Origin of the sequence: Lentzea flaviverrucosa (assembly GCF_003350445.1) — a bacterium.
Taxonomy (GTDB): Bacteria; Actinomycetota; Actinomycetes; order Mycobacteriales; family Pseudonocardiaceae; genus Lentzea; species Lentzea californiensis.
In genome coordinates this window covers 468,900-487,172 of the sequence record NZ_QQAU01000004.1, presented here as the reverse complement: position 1 = coordinate 487,172, position 18,273 = coordinate 468,900, and the positions used below count along the sequence as shown (strand labels likewise).

Annotated in this window: 17 protein-coding genes; 13 read left to right on the top strand and 4 right to left on the bottom strand. The window is 67.4% G+C overall.

Annotated features, from left to right (window positions below; translation table 11 throughout):
- Nucleotides 1-123: 123 nt before the first annotated feature.
- From DFR72_RS15975 to DFR72_RS15940, 8 genes are all read left to right on the top strand, one after another.
- On the top strand, nt 124-723 hold the full coding sequence (locus DFR72_RS15975; RefSeq protein WP_090065402.1) for an urease subunit gamma: 600 nt from the start codon (nt 124-126) through the stop codon (nt 721-723).
- Nucleotides 720-2,402 (top strand): urease subunit alpha, encoded by a 1,683-nt coding sequence (locus tag DFR72_RS15970; RefSeq protein ID WP_090065403.1) that lies wholly within the window; start codon nt 720-722, stop codon nt 2,400-2,402. The genes DFR72_RS15975 and DFR72_RS15970 overlap by 4 nt, the downstream gene beginning before the upstream one ends.
- A complete protein-coding gene (locus tag DFR72_RS15965) occupies nt 2,399-3,010 on the top strand; it encodes an urease accessory protein UreF (protein ID WP_170176293.1) in 612 nt (203 codons plus the stop codon). The genes DFR72_RS15970 and DFR72_RS15965 overlap by 4 nt, the downstream gene beginning before the upstream one ends.
- Nucleotides 3,000-3,635 (top strand): urease accessory protein UreG, encoded by a 636-nt coding sequence (gene ureG, locus DFR72_RS15960; protein ID WP_342768649.1) that lies wholly within the window; start codon nt 3,000-3,002, stop codon nt 3,633-3,635. Before DFR72_RS15965 ends, ureG begins: the two co-directional genes overlap by 11 nt.
- 24 nt (nt 3,636-3,659) lie before the next feature.
- Nucleotides 3,660-4,361 carry an urease accessory protein UreD gene (locus DFR72_RS15955; RefSeq protein ID WP_211335437.1) on the top strand — a complete coding sequence of 234 codons (702 nt, stop codon included), beginning with the start codon at nt 3,660-3,662 and terminating at the stop codon, nt 4,359-4,361.
- 155 nt (nt 4,362-4,516) lie between these two features.
- Entirely contained in the window at nt 4,517-5,173 is a 657-nt protein-coding gene (gene pdxH, locus DFR72_RS15950; RefSeq protein ID WP_090065406.1) for a pyridoxamine 5'-phosphate oxidase, read from the top strand.
- 559 nt (nt 5,174-5,732) lie between these two features.
- On the top strand, nt 5,733-7,667 hold the full coding sequence (gene asnB, locus DFR72_RS15945) for an asparagine synthase (glutamine-hydrolyzing) (protein ID WP_090065407.1): 1,935 nt from the start codon (nt 5,733-5,735) through the stop codon (nt 7,665-7,667).
- 95 nt (nt 7,668-7,762) lie between these two features.
- Nucleotides 7,763-8,989 carry an MFS transporter gene (locus DFR72_RS15940; RefSeq protein ID WP_245983011.1) on the top strand — a complete coding sequence of 409 codons (1,227 nt, stop codon included), beginning with the start codon at nt 7,763-7,765 and terminating at the stop codon, nt 8,987-8,989.
- Here DFR72_RS15940 and DFR72_RS15935 read toward each other — a convergent pair.
- Nucleotides 8,973-9,767 carry a hypothetical protein gene (locus tag DFR72_RS15935; RefSeq protein WP_090065408.1) on the bottom strand — a complete coding sequence of 265 codons (795 nt, stop codon included), beginning with the start codon at nt 9,765-9,767 and terminating at the stop codon, nt 8,973-8,975. The two genes, DFR72_RS15940 and DFR72_RS15935, sit on opposite strands and share 17 nt — an antisense overlap.
- Before the next feature lie 80 nt (nt 9,768-9,847).
- On the opposite strand from DFR72_RS15935, the gene DFR72_RS15930 reads away from it, so the two are divergent.
- Nucleotides 9,848-11,242, top strand: coding sequence for an APC family permease (locus DFR72_RS15930; protein ID WP_090065409.1), 1,395 nt, complete (start codon nt 9,848-9,850; stop codon nt 11,240-11,242).
- 2 nt (nt 11,243-11,244) lie between these two features.
- On the opposite strand, the gene DFR72_RS15925 is transcribed toward DFR72_RS15930, so the two are convergent.
- Complete coding sequence (locus tag DFR72_RS15925; RefSeq protein ID WP_090065410.1) at nt 11,245-11,961, bottom strand: AAA family ATPase; 717 nt, start codon at nt 11,959-11,961, stop codon at nt 11,245-11,247.
- Entirely contained in the window at nt 11,958-12,734 is a 777-nt protein-coding gene (locus DFR72_RS15920; protein ID WP_090065411.1) for an MBL fold metallo-hydrolase, read from the bottom strand. The genes DFR72_RS15925 and DFR72_RS15920 overlap by 4 nt, the downstream gene beginning before the upstream one ends.
- A gap of 38 nt (nt 12,735-12,772) precedes the next feature.
- Here DFR72_RS15920 and DFR72_RS15915 point away from each other — a divergent pair, with 38 nt between their 5' ends.
- The gene (locus DFR72_RS15915; protein ID WP_090065412.1) at nt 12,773-13,660 is read left to right on the top strand and encodes an aldose 1-epimerase family protein; all 888 of its coding nucleotides are present in this window, start codon (nt 12,773-12,775) and stop codon (nt 13,658-13,660) included.
- Nucleotides 13,661-14,124: 464 nt separating this feature from the next.
- Nucleotides 14,125-15,336, top strand: a complete 1,212-nt coding sequence (locus DFR72_RS15910) for an amidohydrolase (RefSeq protein ID WP_090065413.1) — start codon at nt 14,125-14,127, stop codon at nt 15,334-15,336.
- Here DFR72_RS15910 and DFR72_RS15905 read toward each other — a convergent pair.
- Entirely contained in the window at nt 15,333-16,472 is a 1,140-nt protein-coding gene (locus tag DFR72_RS15905) for an acyl-CoA dehydrogenase family protein (RefSeq protein ID WP_090065414.1), read from the bottom strand. The two genes, DFR72_RS15910 and DFR72_RS15905, sit on opposite strands and share 4 nt — an antisense overlap.
- A gap of 83 nt (nt 16,473-16,555) precedes the next feature.
- On the opposite strand from DFR72_RS15905, the gene DFR72_RS15900 reads away from it, so the two are divergent.
- Nucleotides 16,556-17,146: a TetR/AcrR family transcriptional regulator gene (locus DFR72_RS15900; RefSeq protein WP_090065415.1), complete on the top strand. Its 591-nt coding sequence runs from the start codon at nt 16,556-16,558 to the stop codon at nt 17,144-17,146.
- A gap of 5 nt (nt 17,147-17,151) precedes the next feature.
- Complete coding sequence (locus DFR72_RS15895; RefSeq protein WP_090065416.1) at nt 17,152-18,084, top strand: carbohydrate kinase family protein; 933 nt, start codon at nt 17,152-17,154, stop codon at nt 18,082-18,084.
- Nucleotides 18,085-18,273 lie beyond the last annotated feature (189 nt).

Below are 18,273 nucleotides of genomic sequence, written 5' to 3'. Positions count from 1 at the left end.
AGGGTGTCCGGCGGGACGACCGCACCGCTGACCCCGGCTGTCAACCGGTCGGTGGACACGCGGTCGTGTTTCGGCCGTGTTTCCACTCCGCGATAGCGCGCTTTCGCGTGTTAGAACGGCGGAGTGCATCTGACGCCGCATGAACGGGACAAGCTCCTCGTGCACGTCGCTGCCGACGTGGCGCGGCGGAGACTCGAACGCGGAGTGCTGCTCAACTACCCCGAGGCGGTCGCGTTGATCACCGACCACGTGCTCGAGGGCGCGCGGGACGGTCGCACGGTCAGCGAGCTCATGGAGAGCGGGCGGACGGTGCTCGCGCCGGAACAGGTCATGCGCGGCGTGCCGGAGATGATCGACTCGGTGCAGGCGGAGGCGACGTTCCCGGACGGCACGAAGCTCGTCACCGTGCACCACCCGATCGCGCCCTCGGCCGGTCCGGCGCCGGGTGAGGTGGTCGTCGGCTCCGAGCCCGTCGAGCTCAACCCCGGCCGGCCGCGCGTGACGATGGTCGTCGTGAACGTCGCCGACCGGCCCGTCCAGGTCGGGTCGCACTTCCACTTCGCCTCGGTCAACACGGGGCTGTCCTTCGACCGGGAGGCCGCGTTCGGCTACCGGCTCGACATCCCGGCGGGGACTGCCGTGCGGTTCGAGCCCGGTGTCGAGCGCGAGGTCACGCTGGTTCCGCTGGCAGGCTTGAGGATCGTCCGGGGGTTGCAGCGATGATCGACCGCGAGCGTTATGCCGAGCTGCTCGGGCCGACGGCCGGGGACCGGATCCGGCTCGCCGACACGGACCTGTTCATCGAGGTCACCGAGGACCGCTCGCGTGGTGCGGGCTCGGGCGACGAGGTGATCTTCGGCGGCGGCAAGGTGGTCCGCGAGTCGATGGGACAGGGCGTCGCGACCCGCGCCGAGGGTGCTCCGGACCTGGTCATCACCGGTGCGGTGGTCCTCGACCACTGGGGTGTCGTCAAGGCGGACGTCGGCGTGCGAGACGGCCGGATCGTCGCGATCGGCAAGGCGGGCAACCCGGACACGATGGACGGCGTGCACCCGGCGCTGGTGATCGGCCCGTCGACGGAGATCCTGTCCGGCAACGGGAAGATCCTCACCGCGGGCGGCATCGACTGCCACGTGCACTTCATCTGCCCGCAGATCGTGGACGAGGCGCTGGCGTCCGGGCTGACGACGCTGATCGGCGGCGGCACCGGCCCGGCGGAGGGCACGAAGGCCACGACCGTCACGCCCGGAGCCTGGTACCTCGACCGCATGCTGACGTCGATGGACCACATGCCGGTCAACGTACTGTTGCTGGGCAAGGGGAACACGGTCTCCGAGGAGGGCCTGCGCGAGCAGCTCGCCGGCGGCGCGGGCGGGTTCAAGCTGCACGAGGACTGGGGCACGACGCCCGCCGCGATCGACGCCTGCCTGCGCATCGCGGACGAGTCCGGCGTCCAGGTCGCGATCCACACGGACACGCTGAACGAGGCCGGGTTCCTGGAGTCCACTGTGGACGCCATCGGTGGCCGGTCGATCAACGCCTACCACTCCGAGGGCGCCGGTGGCGGGCACGCGCCGGACATCATCCGCGTGGTGTCGCTGCCGAACGTGCTGCCGTCGTCGACGAACCCGACGCGCCCGCACACCGTCAACACGCTCGAAGAACACCTCGACATGCTGATGGTGTGCCACCACCTCAACCCGTCCGTGCCGGAGGACCTGGCGTTCGCCGAGTCGCGGATCAGGCCGACCACGATCGCGGCCGAGGACCTGCTGCACGACCTGGGCGCGATCTCGATGATCTCGTCCGACTCGCAGGCGATGGGCCGCGTCGGCGAGGTGATCATCCGGACCTGGCAGACCGCGCACGTGATGTCGTCGCGCCGTTCCATGGACTCGAACCTGCGGGCGCAGCGCTACGTCGCCAAGTACACGATCAATCCGGCTATCGCGCACGGGATCGCCGACGAGGTGGGGTCGGTCGAGCCCGGCAAGCTGGCCGACCTGGTGCTGTGGGAGCCCAAGTTCTTCGGCGTGCGGCCCTCGGTGGTGCTGAAGGGCGGGTTCATCGCGTGGGGTGCGATGGGCGACGCGAACGCCTCGATCCCGACACCGCAGCCGGTGTGGGCGCGGCCGATGTTCGGTGCGACGGCCGGTGCTGCCTCGTCGGTGTTCTTCGTCGCGCCGTCGGCGATCGAGGCCGGTGTCGGCGACCGGTACGCGCGGAGGGTGCTGCCGGTGGCCTCGACGCGCTCGGTGACCAAGGCCGACATGGTGCACAACGACGCGATGCCGGACGTCCGGGTCGATCCGGACAGCTTCGCCGTGCACGTCGACGGGGACCTGGTCGTGCCCTCGCCGGTCGCGGAGCTGCCGATGGCCCAACGGTACTTCCTGTTCTGATGCTGACCGCGCTGATCCTCGCCGACTCCCGCTTCCCCGGCGGCGGCCACGTGCACTCCGGTGGGCTGGAGGAGGCCGCCGCGCGCGGGCTGGTGCACGACGAGCCGTCGCTGCGGGCGTTCCTGCACGGCCGGTTGCTCGGTGCCGGGTTGCTCGCGGCCGGGTTCGCCGCGGCGGCGGCCCGTGGCGAGGACCTGGACGTGCTGGACGCGGAGCTGGACGCCCGCACGCCTTCGCCTGCCCAGCGTGCGGCTTCGCGGGCGCAGGGGCGGGGCATGCTGCGTGCGGCTCGCCGGGCCTGGCCGTCCGCCCGGCTGGAGGCGTTGCCTCGCGACCCGCACCAGCCGCTGGTGATCGGAGTGTTGGTCGACGATGCCTTCGAAGCTGCTCTGACCTGCGCTTATCTTGCGGTGAGCGGACCGGCGTCGGCTGCTGTCCGGTTGCTCGGGCTCGATCCGTTCGGGGTCAACGCGATCGTGGCCTCGCTCGCTGTGGAAGACGTTGCTTCGCGGGCGTGCAAGGAACTGCCCGCGCTGGGTTCGCCTGCCTTGGATCTCCTGGCCGAGGCCCATGTACGACGTGAAGGGGTGCGTCTCTTTGGGAGCTAACCACGGGCCCGACCCGCATGATCACCACCACGGAGCCGCACCGCGCATCGGCATCGGCGGCCCGGTCGGCAGCGGCAAGACCGCGCTGACCGCGGCGCTGTGCCGTGCGCTGGGCTCCCAGCTGGAGCTCGCGGTCGTCACCAACGACATCTACACGACCGAGGACGCGGACTTCCTGCGCCGGGCAGGGGTGCTCGACCCGGCGCGGATCGAGGCGGTGCAGACGGGATGTTGCCCGCACACGGCCATCCGGGACGACATCACCGCGAACCTCGACGCGGTGGAGCGGCTGGAGCACCGGTACTCCGGCCTGGACCTGGTGATCATCGAGAGCGGCGGGGACAACCTGACGGCGGTGTTCTCGCGCGGGCTGGTCGACGCGCAGATCTTCGTCGTGGACGTGGCCGGCGGGGACAAGGTGCCGCGCAAGGGTGGTCCCGGGGTCACGACCGCGGACCTGCTGGTCATCAACAAGACCGACCTGGCGCCGTTCGTGGGCGCGGACCTGGACGTGATGATCTCCGACGCGCACCGGATGCGCGGGGAGCTGCCCGTCATCGCCCAGTCGCTGGTCGAGACGCCGGACGCGCCCGAGGTGGCGAAGTGGGTGCTGGCCCAGCTGTGAAGGCGGTTCTGTGAGGGCGGTCCTGTGAAGGCCTCGGCGCGGCTGGTCGTCACGCTGGACTCGCACGGCAACAGCGTCGTGCGGGTCCTGCGGTCGATGACACCGTTGACATTGGTGCCGCACCGGCGCGTGGGTCCGCTTGCTTTGGTGCACCTGGTTTCCTCGGTGACGGCACCCCTGGGCGGCGATTCGTTGTCCTTGACCGTCGAAGTCGGTCCTGGAGCCTCGCTCGAGCTTCGAGGTGTTGCGGCGACACTGTTGTTGCCAGGTTCGTCCGGTGAGGAGTCCTCGTCCTCGGTCCGGTTCCTGGTCGAGGGCTCTGTTCGCTACCTGCCCGAGCCGACCGTCGTGACGAGCCGTGCGAACCACACTTCCGTGGTGGAGGCCGAATTGGACGGTCACGCACAGTTGCGAACTCGTGAGGTTCTCGTGCTGGGTCGTGCGGGGGAGAAGCCGGGCACGGTGACGTCCTCGATGCGCGCAACCCGTTGCGGCAAGCCGTTGTTGCACCAGCAACTGGTCGTGGGCGATCCCCTGGTCGACGCTTCGGCCGCCGGCCTGGCGGGCAGGAGGGTCGTCGGCACCGAGGTGGTGCTGGACTCGGTGGAGCGCGGAACGGACGGCGCGGAGTGGTGGAGCGTCGTTCCGTTGGCAGCAGGCGGAAGCCTTGCCACCGCACTGGGTGATGACGTGGTCACCGTCACACGTGTGCTCGATTCCATCTGACTCGATCACGAATTCGATCCAGAACTGTTCTTTGCACGGACAGTCACCGTTCAGGTGGTGGTCATCACCGCGCAGGCGGTTTCGGGATCGGGCGCCCGTGCGTATGGTCGCGGGTCCAGGGACCACGAGTTCTGCCGCCGCTTGGAGGTTCGCCGATGACGGAGACCACGAACATCGCACTACCGGCGATGCGCGTGTCCTACGAGCAGGGCTCGCTCAGCGAGTCGGAGCTTGCCGCCACCTGGCACGAACAGCTCCAGTTGTGGCTCGACGAAGCGACCAACGCCGGGCTTCCCGAGCCGAACGCGATGGTGCTCGCGACCACCGACGTCAAGGGCCGGCCTTCGTCGCGGACCGTGCTGGCGAAGGGGCTTGATGCTCGCGGGTTGGTGTTCTTCACCAACTACACGTCCAACAAGTCGCATGACCTGATGGCTACTCGCTACGCGTCGGCCACCTTCCCGTGGTTCGCGATGCAGCGGCAGGCCCATGTTCGTGGGGTAGTGGAGAAGGTCGGGCCGGTGGAGACCGCCGAGTACTGGAACTCCCGGCCCCGTGGGTCGCAGATCGGGGCTTGGGCTTCGCCTCAGTCCCGGGTGGTCGGTGGGCGGTCTACTTTGGAATCCGCGCTGCACAAGATCGAGCGGCAGTTTGCCGATACCGAGAAGATTCCTGTGCCGCCGCATTGGGGTGGGTGGCGGATTCGGCCTGAGGAGGTCGAGTTCTGGCAGGGGCGGCGGGATCGGATGCATGATCGGCTGCGGTTCCGGGATGGGCGGGATGGGTGGTCGTTGGAGCGGGTTGCTCCGTAGGTCGCCGTTGGAGTTTGAGCTTTTGCGGATGGGGTGTCTCCTGTGGGCGGGAGGCGCCCCTTTTGCTGTTCCGCTGACCGGGCGGGCGGTCACCTTGCGGGCGGCGAGCTTGCGGTTGCGTGCGTTTTCCTGGGGGCTCTGCCCCCAGACCCCCGGCAATCTGATCGGGGGTCCACGCCACGGGCGGGTAGATGGCACGCCTGTTGCTTTGGGCGGCCGCCGGTTGCTTGGAGAGTGCGTTTGGCGGTGGTTCCCGTCACGAGCCGCACCAAGAGCGGGCCACACCTGAGGGGTGAGGTCAAGTCGACGAAAAGCGTGTCGACTTGACCTCACCCCTCAGGTGCAGCAAGAGCTATGGCGCGACTCGTGACGGGAACCACCGCCGGGCCCGTTCGGTAAGGACGGCTCGCCTGCGGCATCGCGTGTGGGCTGTGGCTCGCCTTCGGCTTCGGGTGAACCTGAGCGGTGGGTCAGGCGTCCTCAGGCTGGCGGGGATGTCCGAAGTTCGCTTCGGCATACTGGGATTTCTGCTACAGCGAACTACGAGGTGCGATTTCACGTGTGCGGAGTGCTCGGACTCATCTGTTCCACCGAAGCCGCTGCGGTTTCCGCGCGTGCCTCTGTGGCCGCAGCACTGCGCTGCCAGCGGCACCGTGGGCCCGACGAGCAGGACACCTGGGCTGATGCCGAGGTCGTCTACGGGTTCAACCGGCTCGCGTTCATCGACCTGGAGCACTCCCACCAGCCGCTTGTGTGGGGGCCGCCGGAGAACCCGACGCGGTACACGTTGAACTTCAACGGCGAGATCTACAACTACAAGGAGCTCCGGGCCGAGCTCATGCGGAAGTTCGGGGCGAACTTCAAGACCAACGGTGATGGTGAGGCCATCGTCGCTGGTTATCACTACCTCGGTGCTGACTGGGTCAAGATGTTGCGCGGCATGTTCGCGTTCATGATCTGGGACGCTGAGGAGCGGGTGGTCTTCGGCGCCCGGGATCCGTTCGGGATCAAGCCCCTGTACTGGGCCGCTGGGCCCGGTGGGGTCGCGTTCTCGTCTGAGAAGAAGAGCTTGTTGCAGCTCACGGGGGTTCTGGGGATCAGCCAGGAGCTTGATCAGACTGCGTTGCAGCACTACCTGGTGTTGCAGTACGTGCCTGAGCCCGAGTCGTTGCACAAGGCTGTTCGGCGGGTCGAGTCCGGGACGTCGTTCAAGGTGTCGCCTGGTGGGCAGGTGCTGTTCAACCGGTACTTCAAGCCCGTGTTCTCGCCGCGGCCGGTGAACGGGGCGCATGAGGCTGAGGCGCTGTACGAGCGCATCGCCGACGTCATGCGTGACTCGGTGGCCAAGCACATGATCTCCGACCCGGACGTCACGGTCGGTGCGTTTTTGTCCGGCGGTATCGACTCCACGGCTACTGCGACGCTGGCAAAGCAGCACAACCCCAACCTCATCGCGTTCACCAGCGGTTTTGATCGCCAGGGGTACTCGGAGGTGGACGTTGCTGCCGAGACTGCGGCGGCCATCGGTGTGCGGCACGTCGTTCGGACCGTGTCTGCGGACGAGATGATGGAGGAGCTGCCGCTCATCATCTGGTACCTCGACGACCCGGTGGCGGACCCGGCGTTGGTGCCGTTGTACTACATCGCGCGGGAGGCTCGTAAGTACGTCAAGGCCGTGCTTTCTGGTGAGGGTGCGGACGAGTTGTTCGGCGGGTACGTGATCTACCACGAGCCGCTGTCCTTGTCGCCCTTCGAGAAGGTGCCGGGCGGCGTTCGCAAGTTGATGGGCGCTGTGTCGAAGTCCATTCCGGAGGGTGTTCGCGGTAAGGACCTGCTTCGGCGTGGGGCGCTCAAGCTCGAGGAGCGGTACTACGGGAACGCTCGCAACTTCAGTGACGCACAGGTGCGTGCCGTGTTCCCCGGTTATGTCGAGGGCATCGGCTTCCAGGACGTCACGGCGCCCTGGTACCGCGAGTCCGAGGCGTGGGACCCGGTGGCGCGGATGCAGCACATCGACCTCTTCACGTGGTTGCGCGGCGACATCCTGGTCAAGGCCGACAAGGTGACGATGGCGAACTCCATCGAGCTGCGCGTGCCGTTCCTCGACCCCGAGGTGTTCCGGGTCGCGGCCGAGGTGCCGCTCGACCAGAAGCTCACCGAGGGCACGACCAAGTACGCGCTGCGCAGGGCGTTGGCGAAGATCATTCCGGCGCACGTGCTCAACCGGCCCAAGCTCGGGTTCCCGGTGCCGATCCGGCACTGGCTGCGGGCCGAGATGTACGACTGGGCGCGCGGGATCATCAACGACTCGCAGACCGGGCACCTGCTCGACAAGAACGCGGTCATGGGCCTGCTCGCCGAGCACAAGTCCGAGCAGTTCGACCGCAGCCGGCAGCTGTGGAGCGTGCTCTGCTTCATGATCTGGCACGGGATCTTCGTCGAGGGGCGGATCAGCCCGAAGGTGCCGGAGCCGGTGTACCCCGTCCGCCTTTGACGAGTGGTGTTGGTGACACCTCCACGTGAAGGGCTTGTTAGTTGTCATAGGCTAACCAAGTGGCCACTGTGGGGAGAAGCGCGCGCTCTACGTTCGTGATCGACACGCGACCGTTGAAGATCGTCGCGTATCGCCGGCTGTGGATCTCCACGATCATCACGGCGGTGGGCTCCCAGCTCACCGCCGTTGCCGTGCCCAAGCAGGTCTACGACCTCACCGGGTCTTCGGCGTGGGTCGGCATCGCCGCCGGTGTGGCGCTGGTGCCCCTGCTCGTGTTCGGGCTGTGGGGCGGCGCCATCGCCGACACCGTCGACCGTCGCAAGCTGCTGCTCGTCACGAACATCGGCATCGCGCTCTCGTCGGTGCTGCTGTGGGCGCAGGCGGCGATGAACGTCGGCTCGGTGTGGCTGGTGATCGGGTTGCTCGGCCTGCAGCAGGTGTTCTTCGCGGCCAACGCTCCGGCGCGGCAGGCCTCCATCGCCCGGCTGGTGCCGGCGGAGCTGTTGCCTTCGGCCGGTGCGCTGGGCTCGACGGTCATGCAGTTCGGCGCGGTGCTCGGGCCGTTGCTCGCCGGCGCGTTCATGCCGGTCGTCGGGCTCTCGACGCTCTACCTGGTGGACGCGATCGCGCTCACCGCCACGGTCTACGCGGTGTGGAAGCTGCCCTCGATGCCCCCGCTCGACGGCGTGATCAGGCGCGCCGGCCTCAAGGACGTGCTGGCCGGGTTCACATACCTGTGGGCGCAGAAGGTGCTGATGGCGAGCATGCTGCTGGACATCATCGCGATGGTGTTCGGCATGCCGCGGGCGCTGTTCCCGGAGATGGCCCAGCACACGTTCGGCGACCCGGCCGGCGGTGGGTTCGCGCTGGGCGTGCTGTTCGCGGCGATCCCCGTCGGTGCGGTGATCTGCGGCCTGACGTCCGGCTGGATCTCCAACGTCAGCAGGCACGGCGTCGCGCTGACACTGGCCGTCGTCGGCTGGGGCCTCGCGATCATGGGCTTCGGTCTCGCAGGTTCGCTGTGGGTCGCGGCGGGGTTCCTGGCGCTCGCGGGTGCGGCGGACATGGTGTCGATGGCGTTCCGCGGCGCGATCCTGCAGTCCGCCGCGACGGACGAGATGCGCGGACGGATGCAGGGCGTCTTCATCGTGGTCGTGGCCGGCGGGCCGCGCATCGCGGACCTGCTGCACGGCACGGGTGGCGCGGCGTTCGGCACGGCCGCGGCGGTGTCGGTCGGTGGCCTGCTGGTCGTCGTGGCGTCCGTCGCGATGGTGGCGGTGCTGCCGGCGATCTGGCGCTACCGCTTCACTTCCGCGAGCTGATCTCCGCCGGGTTCGGCTCGGCGATCTCCACATCGGAGCCCCAGTCCGAGAAACGGGCCTCGTCGACGATCTGCGCGCCCTGGAACTCGGTGTAGAAGGTGATGCGGATCGGCAGGCCGCTGCCGTCCAGTTCGACCTCACCGGTCGAACCGGCGACCTTCTGGTCCAGTGCGAGCTTGACCTCGGCCTTCAGGCCCTCATCGGTGAGGTTGTCGTATGCCTTCTTGTAGTCGACGGCGATCGAGTACCGGGTGTTGCCGCCGACCTGCGCGGTCAGCCTGAGCTCGCCACCGGCCTGGATCACCGGCAGGTGGTAGGTCGTGAAGGCGGCCTGCTGGTAGACGACGTCGTGGAAGCCGAGCAACGTCGTCGTGAAGTCGTCGTCGACCTTGCGGTCCAGCTCCACCCACGGCTTGTCGGCAGGCAGGCCGAACACCGCGGCGGGCAGCTTCACGAACGCGATGTCCTTCCTGGTCGACACCAGCCGGAGGTCGACCGCCTCGCCGCCGGTCTGCACGGGACGCTGGGTGGTCGCGTCCATGCTCGGGACCTCGCCGCCCAGCCGCACGCTGCCGCTCGCCGGCGCCCGGACTCCGCCTCCGGTCGGCGGTGGCGTGATGGAGAAGCGGTAGGACCCCTTCTCGCCGGCGGTCTTGGTCACCGCGGCCACCAGGCTCTGCACGTCGCGGTGCTGGGACTTGGTGTCGCTCGCGGGTTCGGAGGAGGAGCAGGCGGTCAGCGCCAGAGCGGCGATGATCGCGGTCGCCGCGAGTCTCATCGGGCAATTGTTACATCAAATGGGTGAGGTAGGCGTCCGTTCGTGCTGGTGGGCAGGCACAACGGGCAGAATCTTCGGGCATGGCTGAAGCGACTCCACAAACGGAGCAACCAGAGCTACATCGGGCAATCGGCCCGAAGCTGCTGCTGTTCTTCGTCGTCGGCGACATCCTCGGCACCGGCATCTACGCCCTCACCGGCAACGTGGCAGGCAAGATCGGCGGCGCGCTCTGGCTGCCCTTCCTGCTCGCGTTCGTGGTGGCATTCCTGACCGCGTTCAGCTACCTCGAGCTCGTCGGCAAGTTCCCCAAGGCCGCCGGCGCCGCGTTGTACACGAACAGAGCGTTCAAGATCCACTTCCTGACGTTCATGGTCGCGTTCGCGGTCATGTGCTCCGGCATCACGTCGGCCTCGTCGGCCGCGCTCGCCTTCGGCCGCACGTACCTGCGGCAGCTGCTCATCGAGTTCTTCGACGTCGCGCTGAGCCCGGAGTCCTTGGTCATCACCGGTATCGCGATCGTCTTCATCGCCGGCCTCGCTCTGATCAACTTCCGCGGCGTGTCCGAGTCGGTCAAGACCAACGTGGTGCTGACCTGCATCGAGCTGTCCGGTCTGGTGATCATCATCCTGATCGGCGCGTGGGCCGTCATCAACGGCGACGGCGACCCCGGCAGGCTCACCGAGATCAACGTGCCGTCGGGCAGCAACGTGATGCTCGCGGTCACCTCGGCCACGGCGCTCGCGTTCTTCGCGATGGTCGGTTTCGAGGACTCGGTGAACATGGCGGAGGAGTGCCGCAACCCGGTCAAGATCTTCCCCCGCGCGATGCTGTGGGGCATGGGCATCGCGGCCCTGATCTACGTGCTCGTCGCGATCACGTCGTCGCTGCTGATCCCGTCCGACGAGCTCGCGAAGGCGAGCAGCGGCGCGTTGCTGAAGGTCGTCACCGTCGGCGCGCCGGGCTTCCCGCTGTGGATCTTCGCGTTGATCGGTCTGCTCGCCGTCATCAACTCGGCCCTGATCAACATGCTGATGGCGTCGCGGTTGCTGTACGGCATGGCGAACGAGAAGATCATCCCGAAGTTCTTCGGTGTCGTGCACCCGTTCCGCCGCACGCCGTGGATCTCGATCGTCTTCACGACCGGCGTCGCGGTGATCCTGGTGTCGACCGCCGACATCGGCAAGCTCGGCGGCACGACGTCGTTGCTGCTGCTGATCGTCTTCACCATCGTCAACGTCGCGTGTCTCGTGCTGCGCAAGGAACCGTCTGAGCACAAGCACTTCCGCGCACCCACGTGGGCGCCCGTGCTCGGCGCGATCACGTGTGCGTACCTCGCGATCCCGTGGACGTCCGGTCGCCCGGCGGGCGACTACGTGATTGCGGGCTACCTGCTGCTCGCCGGTCTGGTGCTCTGGGGCATCAACCGCGTGCTGCACGGCAAGGTGGAGATCCACCCGGAGAACCTCAGGAAGTAGTTCTAGTCCAGCAGGTGCTTCAGGAACCGGTCCGGTTCGCCCAGGAAGTTGCGGGTGAGCCGGACCGGTTCCGCTGTGTCGTAGGGGACTTCGTCGATCGTGTCGGTGATCTCGAAGATCGTGGAGTTCGGTGCCGCGAGCAGGATCGGCGAGTGTGTTGCGATGATGAACTGCGAACCCTCTTCCACGAGTTCGTGCATGCGCCTCAAGACCGTCAGGCAGCCTTTGACCGACAGTGCGGCCTCGGGTTCGTCGAGGACGTAGAGGCCCCTGCTGCCGAACCTGTGGTTCATCAGGTCGATGAAGCTCTCGCCGTGCGACCGCTCGTGCAACGACTTCCCGCCGTACGACGCGTGGATCCCCCCGCCGATCCGGTCGATCTCGGTGGCGACGTTGTAGAACGACTCGGCGCGCAGGAAGAACCCGGTCCTGGGTTTCCTCGTGCCCCGGCTGAGGACCAGGTAGTCGCCGAGCGACGACTCCGTCGCCCTGGTGGCGAAGTTGAACGACTGGGTGCCGCCCTCGGCGTTGAACCCGGCCGCCACCGCGATCGCCTCGACCAGCGTGGACTTGCCCGCGCCGTTGTCCCCGACGAGGAAGGTGATGGGGGACCTCAGTTCCAGCGGGTGCTCGATCAGGTGCCGGACGACCGGGAGCGTGAACGGGTAGCGGTGCGTGTCGTCGGCCTGGTCGAGGCGGATCTGTCGGATGAACGTCACGCCAGCCGCGCCAGCTCGACCGGGTCGTGGGCGCAGAACACCTCGGCCTCGCCGCTCGCCTTGAGCTCCCTGAGGCGTTCCACATTGGACAGACGCTGCTCGCGGATCGTCTCGGTCTGCTTCGCGGTGAGCTTGAGGGCGAAGATGTTGCTCGGCGGCGTCTCGACCTCACCGCGGTAGAAGTACGCGTCGCCGGCGTGCAGCAGCCAGCCGTCGTCCGACTTCACCGCGATGCCCGTGTGGCCGCGGGTGTGGCCGATCAGCGGCACCATCAGCACCTCTTCCGGCAGGCCGGCGATGTTCTTGACCGCCTGGAACCCGAACCAGTCCTCGCCCTCGGCCTTGTGCGTCTCGAACTTGACGCCGTCCCTCTGCGCCTTCGGGTACCGCGCCCGCTCCTTGGTGCTGCGCGCGTTGGTCGCGGCCTCCAGCTCGGTGTCGAGCACGTGCACGGTGGCCTTGGGGAAGTCGCGCAGCCCGCCCGCGTGGTCGAGGTCGAGGTGGGTCAGCAGGACGTGCCTCACGTCGTCGGCCGTGTAACCGCGCTTCTCGACGTGGCTGATCGCCGTCTCGGTGATGTCGAGCACCGGCTTGAGCAGCTTGCGGCTCAGGCCGTCGATCGTCGCCTTCGGGTTGATCACCTCGTTCGTGCCGAAGCCGGTGTCGACCAGGACCAGGCCCTGGTCGGTCTCGATCAGCAGGCAGTGGGCCACGAGCCCGCCCGCGACCAGGGGAGGCCGGAACGTGGCGCAGTTGAGGTGATGAACCTTCATGGGCAAATCCTTTCGCAGGCCCCGTAGGCTTCAGCCTCATGTTGGGGATCTCGTACGAGGGTGCCACCGCCGTGATCACGACTGTAGGCGCGGGGCTGCGGTCTTTCGAGGTGGACGGTGTGCCGTACGTCGAGACGTTCGGCGCAGACGAGAAACCCCCGATGAGCGCCGGGGCCGTGCTGGTGCCCTGGCCCAACCGGACCGCCGGTGCGTCCTGGGTGCTGGACGGGGTTGTTCAGCAGCTGGAGGTCACGGAGCCTGCTCGCGGGAACGCGGTCCACGGGCTGGTGCGGCGTCGGGCCTGGACAGTCTTGGAGCACACCGGGTCGTTGGTGTCCCTGCGGGTTTTGATCGAGCCCCAGGCCGGGTGGCCTGCTGCTTTGGACGTCACTGTGTCGTATGCGTTGGATGATCGTGGGCTCACCGTCACACATGGGGTTACCAACGTTGGGGACGTTGCTACGCCTTTCGGGGTTGGTATGCATCCCTATCCTCGGGCTGGGAACGCTGCTACCGATTCCTGCACTTTGACGTTGGCCGCTACCACTGTGCTGCCGTTGGATGCTGAGCGGATGGTGCCTTCTGGGGCGGCTGTGCCGGTGGAGGGGACCGAGTTCGACTTCCGTGGTGGTCGGGGGTTGGACGGGGTTCGGTTGGACACGCCCTTTGGGGGGTGTGAGCCTGGAGTGGACGGGCTGGTCCACCACACGTTGGTCGCTGAGAGCGGTGGGGTTGAGGTTTGGGCTGATCCTGCGTTTCGGTGGGTTCAGGTTTATACGCCCGATTCTTATCCTGGGCGGGGGCGGGCTGTGGCTGTTGAGCCCATGACCTGTCCGCCGGATGCCTTGAATTCTGGGGTGGATTTGATTTGGGTTTCTCCTGGGGAGTCCTGGGGGGCTCGGTGGGGGATTCGGCCGTTGGGCTGACGCGCCGGTTGGGGTGCGTTCCCCTGTTGCGTTGGCGGGTCGCCTTGAGTGCTTCCCCTGGGGGCTCTGCCCCCAGACCCCCGGCAATCTGATCGGGGGAGGGCGCCACGGGCGGGTTGATGGCACGCCTGTTGCGTTGGGCGGCTGCCTGTTGCGTGGAGAGTGCGTTGTGGCGGTGGGGTCCCGTCACGAGCCGCACCAAGAGCGGGCCACATGAGAGAAGGGGTGTCAAGCGGACGAAAAGCGTGTCCGCTTGACACCCCTTCTCTCATGCAGCAAGAGCTATGGCGCGACTCGTGACGGGACCCCACCGCCAGGCCCGCTTGGTAAGGACGGCTCGCCTGCGGCTTCGCGTGCGAAGGGACGGCTCGCCTGCGGCTTCGCGTGCGGGTGGGCGGCTCGCCTTCGGCTTCGCGGCCGTCAGGGGTGGCCGAGTGTCTGGCTAACCGTTAGCGTTGCTAACCATGGACATCGCGATCACCGGTGGTTACGTCGTTCCCGTCGACGGCGAGCCCTTTGAAGGCGGCACTGTTCTCATTCAGGGCGGCAAGATCGTTGCTGTGGGTGCTGATGTCGACGTTCCTGATGGGGTTCAGGTTGTCGACGCTGATGGGGCTTGGGTGTTGCCTGGCTTTGTCGAGGCTCATGCGCACATCGGTGTCCATGAGGAGGCCGAGGGCTGGGCTGGGCAGGACACCAACGAGATGACTGATCCTGTTGGGGCTCGGATGCGGGCGCTTGACGCGATCAACCCTGCTGACCTCGGCTTTGCCGACGCGCTCAGTGGTGGGGTTACCACTGCGGTGATCAAGCCTGGGTCCGGCAACCCCATCGGCGGGCAGACGGTCGCGATCAAGTGTTGGGGGCGGACCGTTGACGAGATGCTCGTCAAGGAGCCGGTCAGCGTCAAGAGTGCGCTTGGTGAGAATCCGAAGCGGGTGTACGGCGAGAAGGGGAAGTTGCCGTCTACGCGGCAAGGGGTTGCGGCGGTCATTCGAGATGAGTTGACCAAGGCTCAGGACTACCTCGCCAAGAAGGCCGAGGCTGAGGCTGACGGGAAGTCCTTTGACCGCAACACCACCCTCGAGGTTCTGGGGAAGGTGCTCTCCGGCGAGTTGGGCTGGTGTCAGCACGCTCATCGGGCCGACGACATCGCCACGGCGATCCGGTTGTCGGAGGAGTTCGGGTACCGGTTGATCCTCAATCATGGGACTGAGGGTCATCTGATCGCTGATGTCATTGCCGACAAGCAGATTCCGGTCATCATCGGGCCGTTGTTCACCAGTCGGTCCAAAGTGGAGTTGCGGAACCGGGGGCTGCGCAACCCTGGGATCCTGGCGCGAGCTGGGGTGGAGTTGGCGATCACGACCGACCATCCCGTTGTGCCCATTCACTTCCTGGTGCACCAGGCCACGTTGGCCGTGAAGGAAGGGTTGGACAGTGATGTGGCGCTGCGGTCGATCACCACCAACCCTGCGCGGATCATGGGGCTGGATGATCGGGTCGGGTCTTTGAAGGCTGGGCTCGATGGTGATGTTGTTGTTTGGTCTGGCGATCCGCTGGACGTGATGAGCCGTGCCTTGCGCGTGTTCGTGCAGGGGCGTGAGGTTTACACGTGGGACGAGACCGCTGGTGAAGGGGTCGTGGCCGACCCCTTCTACCGCGAGAGCGTTTAGCGGAGGCCTCGGCCGATCACCAGGCGCTGGATCTGGTTCGTGCCTTCGAAGATCTGCAGGACCTTCGCCTCACGCATGTAGCGCTCCACCGGGAAGTCGCGGGTGTAGCCGGCGCCGCCGAGCACCTGGACGGCGTCGGTCGTCACCTTCATCGCCGCGTCCGTGGCGATGAGTTTGGCGATCGACGCCTGCTGGCGGAAGGGGAGGCCCCTGTCGCGGCGGCGGGCGGCTGAGATGTAGGTGGCTCGGGCCGATTCCACTGCCGCTGCCATGTCCGCCAGCAGGAATTCCAGGCCCTGGAACTCGATGATCGGGCGGCCGAACTGGGTTCGGGTCTTGGCGTACGTGACCGCCTCGTCGAGGGCGGCCTGGGCCAGGCCCACGGCGCAGGCCGCGATGCCCAGGCGGCCCGAGTCCAAAGCGGACAGTGCGATCTTGAGGCCGTCGCCCTCTTTGCCGATCAGGCGGTCGGTGCCGAAGCGGACGTCTTCGAACGCCAGTTGCGCGGTGATGGAGCCGGTGAGGCCCATCTTGCGTTCCGGGGTGGCTGCGGTGATGCCCTGGGCCTCGCCGGGGGCCAGGAAGCAGGAGATGCCGCGGCCCGCGTCGGGGGACGTTCGGGCCATCAGGGTGTAGAAGTCGGCTGCGCCGGCGTGGGTGATCCACGCCTTGGTGCCGTTCACGACGTACTCGGAGCCCTTGCGGACCGCCCTGGTCGACATGGCCGCCGGGTCGGAGCCCGCCTGGACCTCGGAGAGGGCGTAGCCGCCGAGGAGGTCGCCCTCGAGCATCTCCGGGAGCCAGCGGTCCTGCTGTTCGCGGGTGCCGAAGGTCGCGAGGCCGTAGCACGACATCACGTGCACCGAGAGGCCCACGGCGACCGTCATCCACGCGGAGGCCACCTCTTCGAGCGCCTGCAGGTACACCTCGTAGGGCTGCTCGCCGCCGCCGAACTCCTCGGGGTACGGCAGGCCCAGCAGGCCGGACCTGCCCAGCAGGCGGAACGCGTCGCGGGGGAACTTCTCGTTCTCCTCGGCGTCCGCGGCGTGGGGCTTCAGCTCGTCCCGCGCGATCTCCTTGACCAGCGCGATCAGGTCCTCGGCCTCTTGCGTGGGGAGCAACCGCTCGGCGGGCATCGTCGACCTCCGGTGTGTACTGGTAGCTGTACTCTAGTGCGTTGTGCAGTACAGCTGCCAGTGAATGTGGCAGGGTCGTCACCATGACGCGGGCGCTCACGCAGCGGCAGGCCGAGCTGCTCACCCGGTTGGAGGCGTTGTTCCTCGCCGAGGGCTTCGGACATCTCACCCTGGACGACATCGCGGGCAGGCTGCACTGCTCGAAATCGACGCTGTACGCGCTCGCCGGCAGCAAGGAACAGCTGGCGGTCAGGGTCGTCGGCCGGTACTTCAAGGGGGCCGCCGAGCGCATCGAGAAGCGCATCGCGGGCCTCGACGACGTGCGCAAACGCATCGGCAGCTATCTCGCGGGGGCCGCTGAGGAGCTGAACAAGGCGTCAGCGGCGTTCATCGCGGACGTGTCGGACTTCCCGCCCACGCGCGCCACGTACGAACGCAACGCGCGCGCTGCGGCCGAGCGCATCAAGGCGTTCATCCAGGACGGCGTCGAGCGGCACGTGTTCCGCGAGGTGCACGCCGCGTTGTTCGCCGAGATGGCCGGTCTGCTCATCGAGGGCATCCAGACCGGTGTGCTCACGAAACGGGCAGGTGTTTCGGACGCCGAGGCGTTCACCGCACTGGGCGAACTGTTGTTGGATGGGCTGCAGAGGACCGGAACCTCCCAGAAGGAGTAGAGCGCGTGATCGTGGTTGCTGGTGAGGCACTCGTCGACATGGTGCCGGTGGGGGACGACGAGCTCACGCCGCTCGCGCCGAAGCTCGGTGGCGGGCCGTACAACGTGGCCGTCGCGCTCGGGCGGCTCGACGTGCCGACGGACTTCCTGTCGCGGGTGTCGACCGACCACTTCGGGGAGCAGCTGATCAAGCGGCTGCACGCGTCGCAGGTGGCGACGGATCTGGTCCAACGTGGACCGGAGAACACCACGCTCGCCGTCGTCGGCCTCGCGGAGGACGGGTCCGCGCGCTACTCGTTCTACGTCGACGGCACGGCCGACCGCCTCGTCGAGGACCCCGGGCCGCTGCCGGCGGAGACGAAGGCCGTGTCGTTCGGCACGTTGTCGTTGGTGCTGGAGCCCGGCGCCTCGGTGTACGAGACGGTGCTGCGGCGGGAGAGCAAGCGCTTGCTGACGGTGCTCGACCCCAACATCCGGGCGGGTCTGATCCACGATCCGGGCGCTTATCGGGCGCGGTTCCGGTCTTGGCTGCCGGACGTCGGGCTGCTGAAGGCGTCCGTCGAGGACGCGCGGTGGCTCGCCGAGGACGGCGACGTGATCGAGATCGCAAGGACGTGGATTTCACAGGGACCCGCCGCCGTCGTGCTGACGAAAGGCGGCGACGGCCTGTCCGTGATCACCGCCACCGGACAGGTCGACGTGCCGCCCGTGAAGGTGGACGTGGTCGACACGATCGGGGCGGGCGACACGGTGCAAGGCGCCCTGCTCGCGTGGCTGCACGACCATGATGCGTTGAGCGCGGAGAAGATCCGTGGCCTCTCCACGGAGGAATGGACCGCGGCATTGACGTACGCCGGTGCGGCCGCCGCGATCACATGTTCCCGTGCGGGCGCCGAACCGCCCTTTGCGAGCGAACTCACCGCCGCGTTGGGTGGATAAAACGGAGGATCGGACTACCGTGGGGGAGCCGCGCTAGAAACTGGCATTACGGATGTGATGCCGGTCCCATCTCTCAGAATCGGTTCACACCGCTGCTGCGAGGCGGGCCTTCCGCCGACTAGCGTGAGTGGACTTGAAGACTCAGATCCCAACGGGGTGGTCCGAGACGACGGCAGACCCAGCGTGGAC